This is a genomic window from Corynebacterium mustelae (genome assembly GCF_001020985.1).
In the GTDB taxonomy this organism is placed as follows: domain Bacteria; phylum Actinomycetota; class Actinomycetes; order Mycobacteriales; family Mycobacteriaceae; genus Corynebacterium; species Corynebacterium mustelae.
Map to the genome: position 1 here is coordinate 2,961,952 of NZ_CP011542.1, position 13,303 is coordinate 2,975,254.

The window sequence follows — 13,303 nt, forward strand, 5'->3', positions numbered from 1 at the left end:
ATGCGCGAAGTACAAGTAACCGAAGTCCCCGCAGACGCCCAACTCATTGATGTCCGTGAAACGGACGAATTTGCAGCCAGGCATGCCGCAGGGGCCGTCAATATCCCCATGAGCACCATCGCAGAACGCGTTTCCGAACTAGACGGAGACCGTGACATATACCTCATCTGTCAGGCAGGTGGGCGCAGCATGCGGGTAGCCGAGTATCTGGCAGAAACTGGCCTGCCCGTCATCAATGTTGCAGGTGGTACCGGAGCTTGGATCGCAGCAGGGCTCCCCACCGAGTAATCCTTCAGCCACCTTGAGGGGATCGCGCGCCCACCTGTGTGCTGCGATCCTTGCTTTTCGACGCCCCTACAGCACCCACCCACGCCACAAACGCAGCACACAGGACCTGAGCCACACAGCCCCCTGGAGAAATCTGGTTTCGCATAGCACCCAAACCCCCATGCTCTAAAGGCTTGTGCAAAATCACAAACCAAAAACCTAGCCAGCTTCACCACACAGTCTCGCGCCTGGATTGCATAATTATTCAGATCTACTGAATAAAACCAGAATATATGCTCGTTTTTAAAGGCGCTGCCGCAATTTATTAACCTCGGTTTGCCCAGCCATTCCACTCGCACACCAAATGTGGATTTATGTGGTTTTCTTTGGTTGCATTTTTGTTTTCTAAGGAGCATAGTGGGTCACGGCTCCGGAGCAGCTTCACTGCCCCTCTGTAATGTCGAGCGGTGACTGGCGCCGGATGCTTTCCTGATCACACGATATTTTAGGAGCATTCCTCTCATGCATTTTGGCATTGCCCGCAATCCGTTTGGTTTCTTGTCTACATTGTTCGGCCAGTCCACCAATGATAGCCAAGGCGACGGCCCGGTAACCTGTGCTCAGGCGACCGCTGCGGTTTCTGCTGCATCCATGCAGACGATCATTTGATTTACTGTCTAAAATTTCAGTTTCTGCCTCGGAAAACAACTCAGTTTTCCGAGGTTTTTGCAATTCAAGGCTGGTTTCAACATGTTTTACCCGACGTAGCCCTTACCCTGACCCGAAACCTACACCCCATCAAAGCGTTCCCATTTGGGTTAGGTGGTGGCCTAAGATGGTGTGCATGTCGGTGTTTGAGATTCCAACTGAGTTACTTGAGTCCCCTTCTTTTCAGTTGGAGCGGTTGCGTCGTCGTACTCGAGACGCAGTAGAGGCACAATTGGCCCCGTTGAAGGTTTCCTTGCGCGAGTACTGGGTCTTGAGTTGTTTGATGAATACTGACGCAACCAGCCAGTCGGCACTGTGCGAATTGTTGGCCATTGATGCCTCTGACATGGTGCGTTTTATCGATGCTCTTGAGAAAAAGGGGTGGGTGAAACGGGAACGAGACCCTAAGGATAGGCGTCGGCAGATTGTGCGGGCATCGAAAAAAGGGCGAAAAATGCAGGCGGAGTTGAGTGAGTTGGTGAGCGAAGCCGAGGATTCTGCTTTATACGAATCTACCCATAAACAGTTGAAGCATTTGCGCAAGCTTGCACAGGCAATCATTGAGGCTGAGGTTTCGGACTCCGTTTAACATTATGGGTAGGGTTCCTGCGCAGTTTTTATTATCAGGGGAAGCGCCGCCGAAGTGCACGCTTATCGACGTGCTTCGCAGCACCGTCGATAAGTTTCCGCAGGCCGCAGCGATTGATGATGGGGAAATAGTCACCTATTCCGAATTATGGGAGCTCGTTTGTTCCCGGGCAGCAGCACTACATGCGGCAGGTATCAAACGGGGCGATCGCATTGGCATTCGGATGAGTTCTGGCCAAAAGGATTTGTATGTTGCAATCTTGGCGGTTTTAAAGGCAGGCGCAGCCTATGTTCCGGTTGATGCAGATGACCCAGAAGAACGTGCGGACGTTGTGTTTGGCGAGGCTAAAATCAATGCAGTTTTTACCGACGCGGGCCTTGAGGTTGTGAACAAAACCCCTGGCGGGGATACCCGTGAACCATTACCCACTAACGACGCGTGGATTATCTTCACCTCCGGTTCGACCGGAACCCCAAAGGGGGTTGCTGTGACCCATCGTGGTGCCGCCGCATTTGTCGATGCCGAGTCGCAGTTGTTTTGCCAAAGTTCACCGCTTGGCCCAGACGATAGGGTTCTAGCAGGACTTTCGGTTGCTTTTGATGCTTCTTGTGAAGAAATGTGGTTAGCCTGGGCCCATGGAGCGTGCTTGGTTCCCGCGCCCCGCAGTCTCGTTCGGTCAGGAATGGACTTGGGGCCGTGGTTAATCCGGCGGTCGATTTCGGTGGTTTCCACTGTTCCGACATTAGCTAGCTTATGGCCAGCGGAAGCATTAGATAACGTTCGGCTGCTCATTTTCGGCGGTGAGGCGTGCCCACCAGAGTTGGTTGCGCGTGTGGCCACACCGGATCGGGAGGTGTGGAATACCTACGGGCCAACCGAGGCAACTGTGGTGGCCTGCGCGGCGCGAGTTTTTCCCAACGAACCGGTCGCCATTGGCATGCCGTTGGCTGGTTGGGATCTGGCGGTTGTTGATTCGGATGGCCAACCCGTAGGTTTCGGGGAAGTGGGTGAGCTCATCATTGGTGGGGTGGGGTTGGCGCGATATTTGGACCAAGCGAAGGATAAGGAAAAATTCGCGCCGTTGCGTTCAATTGGTTGGGCTCGCGCCTACCGCTCTGGCGATCAGGTTCGACTGGAAAAAGACGGGTTGTATTTCGTTGGTCGCGCCGATGATCAGGTAAAAATCGGTGGCAGACGCATCGAATTGGGTGAGGTGGAGGCTCATGTTTCCGCGCTTAAAAATGTGCATAGTTGTTCAGTGGTGGCGCAGAATTCCACGAGTGGGCACAAACAACTTGTTGCCTATGTTTCGCTGACTGATTCGGCTAACGGCGTTGATGCGGCTGAATTGGTTGAGGCGTTACCGGCCGCCTTGATACCTCAGCTGCACATAATGCCGGAACTTCCGGTAACGACGTCTGGAAAAGTTGATAAAAAGGCCTTACCGTGGCCGCTTCCCAGTAGCATCACCGCCACGGATCTTTCCGACACGGAACAGTGGCTGGCGCAACTGTGGGTGGATACGCTCGGGGTTTCAGTTGCGGATCGCGACGCAGATTTCTTCTCGCTGGGTGGCACATCGTTGGCAGCTGCAATGCTGGTAGGTGAGATGCGTTCCCGCTTTTCGACGGTCTCAGTGCGCGATTTATACGATCACCCTCGATTAGCAGCATTGGCCGAATTCCTTGATGGTTTAAACCCCGCATCAACCATTATCCCACGGCAGGTCCAGCCAGTACCTTGGCCCACCCGGGTAGCGCAAACGCTTATCCAACTACCAATGCTGTGTATTCAAGCCACCCCGTGGCTGTGTCTGTTACACCCACAATTATGGTGGTTGTTTATTATTTTGATTCTGCCACCGGTACGGCTGGCGATTGGCGGTCTAGGCGCTCGCCTGATTACCAGAAAAATTACGCCCGGCTCCTACCCGCGCGGCGGGTCAACTCACCTTCGGATTTGGGCAGCTCAACGGCTTGTCGACGTCACCAGATCCCATTCCATCTCAGGTGCCACTTGGGTACAGTTCTATGCCAAATGCTTGGGGGTAAAAATTGGAACGGGAGTTGATTTACATTCATTACCGCCGGTGACGGGAATGTTGTCCTTAGGCGACTATTGCTCAGTGGAGCCAGAAGTCGACCTATCTGGTTGCTGGTTAGACGGCGATATATTTCATGTCGGCAGGATTACCATCGGAGAATCCGCCCGAATTGGTGCTCGAAGCACATTGCTTCCGGGCACCACGGTAGGCGCACACGCCCATATTGAACCGGGTTCCACAGTTCTAGGAGAATCCACAGTAAAACCACACTCCCGGTGGGCAGGGTCACCTGCGAAAAAAGTCGGCAGATCCAAGCACCGATTCCCCACCGAACCACCGCCACGTCATGGCTATTGGGTACCCATATACGGGTTGACTTCACTAATGTTAGGGTTGCTGCCGTGGGCCGCCCTCGCCGCTGGCGCTGCCGTTATGTTGTGGCTCCAAACCGGATGGTGGTTATTAGCCGTCGCCCCGCTGGGCGCAATCACCGCTTTTATCAGCTATATGTTTGCGGTGTGGGTGATAGTGCGGCTTTGCAGTATTCGGCTCCGGGTGGGCGTCGAAAAGCGAAACGGCATAACCCCGGTACGTTCTAGTCTTGGCTGGCGTATCTGGGTTATCGAACGACTCATGGAAGATGCACGAACTTATCTGTTTCCGCTGTACGCCGCTCAACTAACCCCACTGTGGCTACGTAGCCTTGGCGCACGAATCGGCGTCGGCACCGAAATCTCCACCGCCGTCATGGTGCCAGCCCTGGTTACCGTACGCGACGGCGCCTTTCTTGCCGATGACACCCGCATCGGCGGCTACGAACTTGGCGGTGGCTGGCTTCTGAGCGGTGAAACCCGGATCGGAAAACGCAGCTTCGTCGGAAATTCCGGAATAGCAGGCCCTGCACGCAAACTCGCCAAAAACTCACTCGTCGCGGTACTCTCCTCCGCACCTAAGAAATCCAAGGCCGGATCCAACTGGTGGGGTTCACCACCAGAACGCATGCGGCGAGTCACACTAACAACAGATTTCGCCACCACTTTTCAACCCCTATGGCGACACCGGATAGGGCGCGGAGTATTCGAAACCCTCCGCCTCCTCGCACCAATAACCTCAGCCGTTTTAGCCACATTATGTGCACTTACCTTGCTCAACCTGCTGCAAAAAGTCGGCCCCTGGCTAACATGGCTACTCAGTGGCTTTGTCCTCATGGGAGTAGGACTTCTAGCTATGGCGCTAACAATCTGTATGAAATGGCTATGTGTGGGCAGACACAAACCCAGCGAACACCCCCTGTGGAGCCCATTCGTATGGCGCAACGAGCTTCAAGACACCTTCATCGAAGTCGTCGCCGCCCCCTGGTTCCTAAACCCCAACCTTGGCACCGGAGCCCTAAACAGCGCGTTAAAACTACTTGGCGCCCGCATCGGTGCAGGCACATGGATAGAAAGCTACTGGCTCCCAGAAACCGACCTTTGCACCATAGGGCCAGGTGCCACAGTAGGCCCCGGCACAGTGGTCCAAACGCACCTCTTCCACGACCGCGTGATGAGCCTCGACACAGTCACCATTGAGCATAGTGCCAGCCTAGCCGCGCACTCCGTGGTTCTACCTGGCGCCACAATAGGAACCGGGGCCCGTATCGGCCCCGGCTCGTTAGTCATGCGCGGCGACCAAGTGCCACCACAAACCGCATGGCAAGGAAACCCCGTGGAGCCAACCAGCTAATCACCAATTTGATCCCGACCCCGCATCACAATATTCGGGTCAGGCTCACCCACCACCTCATGGTCCTTATTGGTGTACTCAAACTTGCTCAAAATATAACGCATCGCATTCAACCGCGCCCGTTTCTTATCATTCGACCGAATGGTGATCCACGGCGACTCATCAGTATCCGTGTACCGGAACTGTTCTTCCTTCGCCCGGGTGTAATCATCCCAACGATCCAACGACGCCAAATCCATCGGCGACAGCTTCCACTGGCGCACTGGATCCACCTGGCGAATAGCAAACCGAGTACGTTGCTCCTTCTGCGACACCGAGAACCAGAACTTCGTCAGCGAAATCCCCGACCCCAAAATCATGTTCTCCAGCATCGGAACCTCACGCAGAAACTCCGCATGCTGCGATTCCGTACAAAAACCCATAACCCGCTCAACACCAGAACGGTTGTACCATGAGCGGTCAAAAAACACGATCTCACCAGCACACGGGAAATGCTGGATATACCGTTGGAAATACCACGAAGTAGATTCTCGCGGCGATGGCTTCTCCAACGCCACTATCCGCGCACCACGAGGATTCAAATGTTCATTAAACCGCTTAATGGTGCCACCCTTACCGGCAGCATCGCGGCCCTCAAATAAGATGATGTGGCGTTGCCCGGTATCCTTCGTCCAGTTCTGCCATTTCAAAAGTTCAATCTGCAATGCCCGCTTCGTATGCTCATACTCTTCACGAGTAAGACGATGATCATACGGATAGTTTTCCCGCCAAGTATCAATCGGAGTGCCATCAGGTGCCAACAGGACCGGATCATCCTCGTCCGTGTCGTCGACGATGTACCCCTCGGTTGCGGCGAGGTCAATCACGGGAAGGTCGTTGTTGGAGTCTGCCATAAGACGATAGTACCGCGTAAACCTCCATGTTTTCACCAAAGAGGGTGGGATTTTTCTGCGAGAAATCCCACCCCACATAATACGAAAAACCTCGTGCACCCAATCAACATTGAGTGAACGAGGTCTTGCGAAAAACCGATATGGTTTTGAAAATTACTTGACCAATTCAGCCAGGTCAGCAGTGTGGCCAGCGAGCTTAGCGAGACCCTTGAGGAACTCAAAGATGCCGCCGAAGATGCCGTCGTTGGAAAGTGCAACCCACTTGCCCATTACTTCGAGGAAGTTTGCCATTTTAGACTCCTATATATAAAGAGGTTAAGAATTTCGTGTGGATAGGGCAGGAATTCGCCCTCATGAAACGGAAGTAACCCGTATCAGCTTTTATTATTTAAGAAGAGCTGGAGGAGCCAGCGCTCTTTGGGTTCTCCAAACCTGGGGTTGGCTTACCATCGAAAGCGTCAGGCTGGGTGGCACCCATATTCTTGGTGTCCTTCCAGAAGTCGCTGCTGTTAGCGAAGAATTCGCCGGAGTCACGGATGAACTTAGGGAGGAACTCGAAGATTCCGGTGAAAGCTTCCACGAACTTCTTGAAGTTCTTCAGGGAATCAATGATCAGGGAAAGATCCATGAAAATGTCTCCTTAGAGAGGGGGTCAGCTTTGCTGACTTTTGGTTTTCCAGTTTGCCGACACCCCTTAGGGCGTCATGCAACTTATTGTGCCACACCAAAGCTATAGGTCAAGCGGAAACGCCAACTAAATATCTCAAACCCAACGCAACTTTTTCAACAGTTTTCAATTTGTATAAAAGCCAGTTGAGCTGCAAATTCAAGACATATCGATTGACTTGGTCATTTTTAGATAACAAAAAGATGTAACACCGTTATTTGTGGTCACGATTAAGACGCGAACAGCGCGAAGAGATCTTAAAAAATTTCAGAATCCCCCTATTACGGGGGTGAGAACAGCTCGAAAAATGCATCGGCCGATAATCAATCCTTTCACTTTCGCCCTGCTTAACTGCAATTATTCATGCGCAATACAAACCTGGAAAATATTCCCACCCCGCTTTCGCCACCTATGCACCTGTGTGCTGCGAACCTGGGGCGGTGGGGCGTCGATTAGCACCGCACTAGCCCACCAACGCAGCACACACCTTAAAAGCACACGCATATCTCTTTCCTGTGTGCTGCGATCTTGTCCCGCACCCGCCGAAAAGCACGACCGAAACCCGGAAACGCAGCACACGCCCTAAAAAACGCATACCCAAGACACGGAAAAACCCGAATCCCAGCGGTGGGGATTCGGGTTGGAGGGAGCGTGGCTTAGAAGCCCATGCCACCCATCTCGTCAGCGCCAGGCATTGCTGGTGCGACTGGCTCCGGCTTGTCGGCAACAACAGCTTCAGTGGTCAGGAACAGCGCTGCAATCGATGCTGCGTTCTGCAGCGCAGAGCGGGTGACCTTAACTGGATCGTTGATGCCAGCTGCCATGAGGTCAACATACTCACCAGTGGCGGCGTTCAGCCCCTCACCAGCAGGCAAGTGGGACACCTTGTCCGCAACAACACCCGGCTCGAAACCAGCGTTGAGGGCAATCTGCTTCAGTGGTGCAGAAAGCGCCTCACGGACGATCTTCACACCGGTGGCCTCGTCACCGTTTAGCCCAAGATCAGATTCCAGGACGTGGGCGGCCTGCAGCAGTGCCACGCCGCCACCTGCGACGATACCTTCTTCAACCGCAGCCTTAGCGTTGCGCACGGCATCCTCAATGCGGTGCTTGCGCTCCTTGAGTTCAACCTCGGTAGCTGCACCAACCTTGATTACGGCAACGCCACCCGCGAGCTTTGCTAGGCGCTCTTGAAGCTTTTCACGGTCGTATTCAGAGTCGGAGTTTTCGATTTCAGCGCGGATCTGGTTCACGCGGCCTTGGATCTGGTCTGCATCGCCAGCACCTTCAACGATGGTGGTGTCATCTTTGGTCACAACAACCTTGCGAGCACGACCCAAAAGTGGCAAGTCGGCCGATTCCAGGCTGAGTCCAACTTCCTCAGCAATAACCTGGCCGCCGGTCAGGATAGCGATGTCCTGCAGTTGTGCTTTACGACGATCACCGAAGCCTGGCGCCTTAACAGCTACCGACTTAAAGGTACCGCGGATCTTGTTCACCACCAGGGTGGACAGGGCTTCGCCTTCAACATCTTCAGCAATGATTAGCAGTGGCTTGCCGGTCTGCATGACTTTTTCCAAAAGCGGCAGCAGATCCTTGATGTTGGAAATCTTGGAGGAAACCAGAAGAATGTATGGGTCTTCCAGGACAGCTTCTAGCCGCTCCATGTCGGTTGCGAAGTATCCGGAGATGTAGCCCTTATCGAAGCGCATACCCTCGGTTACTTCAAGTTCCACACCAAAGGTGTTGGACTCTTCGACGGTAATGACGGATTCTTTGTTTAGCTTGCCGCCGCCAACTGCGTACATTGCCTTGGCGATCTGGGCACCAATAGCTGGGTCGGCTGCGGAGATGCCAGCGGTTGCGGCGATCTCTTCCTCAGTTTCGACTTCCTTGGCGCCGTCGAGAAGCTTCTCGGTGACAGCGACAACCGCCTTTTCAATGCCCCGCTTAATTCCCATTGGGTTAGAACCAGCGGCAACGTTACGCAGACCTTCACGAACCAGCGCCTGTGCCAGAACAGTCGCGGTGGTGGTGCCGTCACCTGCAACATCGTCGGTTTTCTTTGCTACTTCTTTAACGAGTTCAGCGCCGATTTTTTCATAAGGATCTTCCAGCTCGATTTCCCGAGCAATGGAAACACCGTCGTTGGTGATGGTTGGAGCTCCCCAGCTCTTTTCCAAAACCACGTTGCGCCCCTTTGGCCCGAGGGTAACCTTGACGGCATCAGCTAGGGTGTTCAAGCCGCGCTCAAGGCCGCGACGTGCTTCCTCATCAAAGGCAATGATCTTTGCCATAGATTTTGCTCCTTATATATACGGAAAATTTTGTATCTTTTATCAAAAGTTAGCACTGCACGCTTTCAAGTGCTAAGTCCGTTTTTAGCAGCCCCGCCACCCCAGTGCAAGGCAGTACGCTACTGGCGAACGCCGCTTACACAACTGGCCATCAGACCGCTTCAAGCAACTGGCGTACTAAGCTAATTTTCATGACAATCGACTCGACTATCACTGCACTTCGACCCATCGTTGATGCACAACGTGATCAGATTTTTGCCGATCTACAGGCCATCACCTCATTTAATTCTGTCCATTCTGTCCCCGAACTTGCCGCCGACCATTCTGGCGCTGCACAGTGGGTTAAGACCGCTTTCGAAAACGTCGGGCTCAGCGTCACCGCCTACCAGGAAGAATCCGGCTCCCCGGTTTTTATTGGCACCAAACCAGCAGTCGGCGACGCCCCCACCATCCTGCTGTATTGCCATTACGACGTGGTGCCAGCGGGCGATCCAGAAAAGTGGCTGTCAGATCCGTTTACGTTAACTGAGCGCGACGGACGTTGGTACGCGCGCGGGGCCGCTGATTGTAAAGGCAATCTCGTGATGCACCTTGCCGCATTACGCGCGGTCACGGAGCTTGGCGGCACGGATCTAGGAATCAAGGTCCTGATCGAAGGTTCTGAGGAGCAAGGCGGTGCCGAGCTTTCGGCGTTGATCCAGCAATCGCCCGAGCTTTTCGACGCCGACGTGATCCTCATCGCCGATTCCGGCAACGTCGCCGTGGGCGAGCCCACCTTAACCACCACGCTACGCGGCGGCGCGCAGATCGATATCCAGGTGGATACCCTGGAAACCCCGGTTCACTCCGGCTCTTTCGGCGGCGCCGCACCCGACGCCACCGCAGCCTTAATCCGCCTGATCGATTCCTTCCGTGATGAGAGCGGCCGCACCATCATCGATGGGGTCGATTGCACCGGGCGTTGGGAAGGTGCAAGCTACGACCCTGAAACCTTCCGGTCGGATGCCGGAATCTTAGACGGTGTTTCCATCATGGGCGATGCCACCGATAACCCGGCGGACATGGTGTGGGCGCGGCCCGCAATTTCAGTAACCGGATTCAGCTCCACTCCGGTAGCAGAGGCGGTCAATGCGGTTCCGGCAACCGCGAGCGCCCGGCTTAACCTGCGGGTCCCACCTGGAATGGACGCAGCTGACGTTGCGGAGAAGGTCATCGCGCATGCACTCGCCCATGCGCCATGGAATGTGAAGGTTTCCGCCAAAGCTCACGATATTAATGACCCATTCTCGGGTGCCATCGACGGTCCGGCCGTCGGGGTTTTCGCTGAGTGCCTGAAGGGAGCATACGGCAATAAGGAGCTAACAATCGTTGGTTCTGGCGGTTCGATCCCACTATGTTCGGAGCTCATGGAGGTTGCCCCACAAGCAGAATTGACCCTGTTTGGCGTAGAAGATCCCAAGGCGACAATCCACTCCCCTAACGAGTCTGTCGATCCACTCGAGATCCGGGATATTGCCATCACCGAGGCGGCGTTCCTACTAAATTACGGCAAGTAACCCCCACCCCCACCGCCACCCCCAGGTGCCCCCGTCGCATAGCCACAAGAAGTGCAAACCGGTGCAGTTTTCACATAAATCCGCTTCGCAAGCATTGCTTCGCAACCGTAACACACCCCCGAAAGTGGGAAACCGCGCCAACACGTGAAGCGTCGATAAGCAGCGGGAATGTGCGCGGGGGTAGACATTTTCACCCCCACCTTAAGGTTTTCGCAGCGCAGCTTTTGCGCCCGGCTGTGATCACCATTACCATTCACCAGTGTGACCTAGACCATCCCAACCCGTTGGATGTGAGTCACTGTGGAAAATTGTCGGTCCACCTCACACCGAAACCGTTTCCCAACCCCACCACCGGTGGGATGCAAGAACAGAAGAAAGATGACACAAGGACCGCCATGATAACCGCAACCACTACCAAAAAACGCTCAACTTTTACCGAGTATCACCGCAGCCCAACCATTCGGCCAGCCACCACCCGGGTTTTCGCCGATGATCCTTTCTTAGCTCGGTTCGGCCACAAACTTCCGGCAGGACTACGGCAAGAAGCACGCGGAATGCAGTGGCGTACATTCACCGCAACGTATGCACCCACCGCTGACCTGCGGTTACAGTTCACATCTATTACCCGGTTGCCTGGCAGCCACCAGCGCTACACCGCAACCTTGACCCACACCACCACCTCGGGTCGCACGGTAACCGAAACCGAGATCATCGCCTCTGGCCCGATTTCCGCAGCAACGCACCTGCTCGCCGACGCCGGACGCCGAGTCGAGATCCTTTCCTTCCACCAATTCGACATCTTCGAATCCACCGTCACCTTCATCTACGCGGGCGACAACAACCGCAAGCACTGGGTGATGGGATTTGGTGGATCCCGGGAGCAATCGGCCGCCGCAGCTCTAAGCAACGCCGCGTACCTGCTACACGGCTAGGGTACGAGCCCCGGATATTAATCTCACCTTCGGGTTCTCCGTAGGTGAGATTTTTTCATGCCCACCTACAGCTGTGTGCTGCGTTTGCGGAATTTTGGTGGTGGTATGAGGCCTGAAAACCATAGGATCGCAGCACACATGTTGAGGGGGCCAATCGGATTGAAGGGCCTGGAATTCCTGCTGCCGCACCACTGATGCAGTGTGCTGCGAAACCTGCCGTGGGGGCGTCGAAAAGCACCCCGGAAACCAGGAAAAGCAGCACACACCACACAGCCAAGTTCACCCACCCCAAACCCGTGTGCTGCGAAACCTACCCACACCACTAACCAATAAACCCGCATTCCACGCAAACGCAGCACACAGGGATCCACACCAACCGGCGCACAACTGATAAATAGCTAATTTTTCATTCACCACACCTAGCAGCATCCCAACTCTAGAGAATGTGCTCAGTAGTCTTTTAAGGTATGCGTCGACTACAGCTTGCCACCAGCATCCCGCTCGCCCTGTGTGCGCTGTGGGTCATCATCTCGGAATTTCGACTACCGCCGGAAAGCCAGATTTTTCGGGTACCGCCAGTTGACCTTCTTGTTTATAAGCTCGCGGCCATTTCCCTTAATAGCGAGGGAAACCTCTACGATGGCGATTTCGTTCCGGGGCTACCCTTCACCTACCCGCCGTTCGCGGGCGTAGTGTTCCGCCCGCTACCGCTATTTGCCGATCTGCCGCTGACAATTGCGTGGCAGCTCCTCAATTTCGCCGCAATGTTCCTCGTGGTCTGGTTGATTTACCGGGCGAGCCTTCCGGCGTTTTTGCTATCCATCGCGGCGATCGGCTTAGATGCCGTCCACGGCGGATTCTATTTCGGCCAGATCAATCTGCTGCTCATGCTGCTGGTTGCGCTGGATTTCTTGCCCAAGAATCGCCGCTTCGCTGGTATTGGGGTTGGGTTGGCTGCGGGGCTGAAGCTAACGCCCGCGTTTTTCGTCCTCATTTTCATCATCGAACGGCGGTGGCGCGCGGCGGTGGCGAGCGCCGTGACGTTCATCGCAACGGTGGTTATCGGTTGGCTGTTCGTTCCAGACGCCACCCGGTTCTGGACTTCCGCGATCACCGATTCCTCCCGGGTGGGCGTGCACGACAATCCCGGCGCGCAATCGCTGCGCTCAGTCATGGAGCGGGTCCTTAATATGGAGCAGTGGTGGCTTGTCGCGGTGGTAGTCACGCTGCTGTTGGTGGTGCTTGGGATTATGGTGGCGGTGCGCAGTAACGACATGGCTTGGGCGATGGTGATCGCCGGTATCGGAGCGTGCTTGGTGTCGCCGTTTACTTGGTTCCATCACTGGGTGTGGATGGTGCCCTTGGCGGCGGTGCTGATGCGCGGTTTCCATAGGCGTCCGCTCACCCAGGTGGCCTGCGTTATCGGCACGGTGGTGTTACTTTTGCCGCATCTTTCGGCGGCGGTAAGCCCGTACACGGTGAGTTCCCTGTCTGCGGAGGACGTGTGGTTCATCACCGTGGGTTATGTCGCAATCGTGGGTTACATCATTATCGCGGGAACTAGGCGGCTTCGCACAAGCTAGCTGTGTGCTGCGTTCGCTGGTTTTCTGGGTGCTTTTCGACGC

Annotated in this window: 11 protein-coding genes; 7 read left to right on the forward strand and 4 right to left on the reverse strand. The window is 54.9% G+C overall.

Translation table 11 applies throughout. The annotated features are described in order from the left end of the window. The 4 genes from CMUST_RS13230 (at position 1) to CMUST_RS13245 (ending at position 5,333) form a co-directional block, all read left to right on the forward strand. Positions 1 to 288 (forward strand): rhodanese-like domain-containing protein, encoded by a 288-nt coding sequence (locus CMUST_RS13230; protein WP_047262904.1) that lies wholly within the window; start codon positions 1 to 3, stop codon positions 286 to 288. A gap of 501 nt (positions 289 to 789) precedes the next feature. Next, on the forward strand, positions 790 to 936 hold the full coding sequence (locus tag CMUST_RS16840; RefSeq protein ID WP_158408235.1) for a hypothetical protein: 147 nt from the start codon (positions 790 to 792) through the stop codon (positions 934 to 936). Between the two features lie 175 nt (positions 937 to 1,111). Then, the gene (locus tag CMUST_RS13240) at positions 1,112 to 1,564 is read left to right on the forward strand and encodes a MarR family winged helix-turn-helix transcriptional regulator (protein ID WP_083987761.1); all 453 of its coding nucleotides are present in this window, start codon (positions 1,112 to 1,114) and stop codon (positions 1,562 to 1,564) included. A 4-nt stretch (positions 1,565 to 1,568) separates the two neighbouring features. Beyond that, the gene (locus tag CMUST_RS13245) at positions 1,569 to 5,333 is read left to right on the forward strand and encodes a Pls/PosA family non-ribosomal peptide synthetase (protein WP_047262907.1); all 3,765 of its coding nucleotides are present in this window, start codon (positions 1,569 to 1,571) and stop codon (positions 5,331 to 5,333) included. Here CMUST_RS13245 and ppk2 read toward each other — a convergent pair. The 4 genes from ppk2 to groL all read right to left on the reverse strand — a co-directional run bounded on the left by ppk2 (position 5,330) and on the right by groL (position 9,190). Beyond that, positions 5,330 to 6,226, reverse strand: a complete 897-nt coding sequence (ppk2, locus tag CMUST_RS13250; RefSeq protein ID WP_047262908.1) for a polyphosphate kinase 2 — start codon at positions 6,224 to 6,226, stop codon at positions 5,330 to 5,332. The genes CMUST_RS13245 and ppk2 overlap by 4 nt on opposite strands. A gap of 153 nt (positions 6,227 to 6,379) precedes the next feature. Further along, on the reverse strand, positions 6,380 to 6,517 hold the full coding sequence (locus tag CMUST_RS16905) for a hypothetical protein (protein ID WP_169748509.1): 138 nt from the start codon (positions 6,515 to 6,517) through the stop codon (positions 6,380 to 6,382). Positions 6,518 to 6,614: 97 nt separating this feature from the next. Beyond that, the gene (locus CMUST_RS13255) at positions 6,615 to 6,854 is read right to left on the reverse strand and encodes a hypothetical protein (protein WP_047262909.1); all 240 of its coding nucleotides are present in this window, start codon (positions 6,852 to 6,854) and stop codon (positions 6,615 to 6,617) included. Positions 6,855 to 7,549: 695 nt separating this feature from the next. Next, complete coding sequence (groL, locus tag CMUST_RS13260; protein ID WP_047262910.1) at positions 7,550 to 9,190, reverse strand: chaperonin GroEL; 1,641 nt, start codon at positions 9,188 to 9,190, stop codon at positions 7,550 to 7,552. 191 nt (positions 9,191 to 9,381) lie between these two features. On the opposite strand from groL, the gene CMUST_RS13265 reads away from it, so the two are divergent. From CMUST_RS13265 to CMUST_RS13280, 3 genes are all read left to right on the forward strand, one after another. Continuing rightward, the gene (locus CMUST_RS13265) at positions 9,382 to 10,746 is read left to right on the forward strand and encodes a dipeptidase (RefSeq protein ID WP_047262911.1); all 1,365 of its coding nucleotides are present in this window, start codon (positions 9,382 to 9,384) and stop codon (positions 10,744 to 10,746) included. A 395-nt stretch (positions 10,747 to 11,141) separates the two neighbouring features. Continuing rightward, entirely contained in the window at positions 11,142 to 11,678 is a 537-nt protein-coding gene (locus CMUST_RS13270; protein ID WP_236690124.1) for an acetyl-CoA acetyltransferase, read from the forward strand. Between the two features lie 467 nt (positions 11,679 to 12,145). Next, positions 12,146 to 13,261, forward strand: a complete 1,116-nt coding sequence (locus tag CMUST_RS13280; RefSeq protein WP_052844779.1) for a glycosyltransferase 87 family protein — start codon at positions 12,146 to 12,148, stop codon at positions 13,259 to 13,261. Positions 13,262 to 13,303 lie beyond the last annotated feature (42 nt).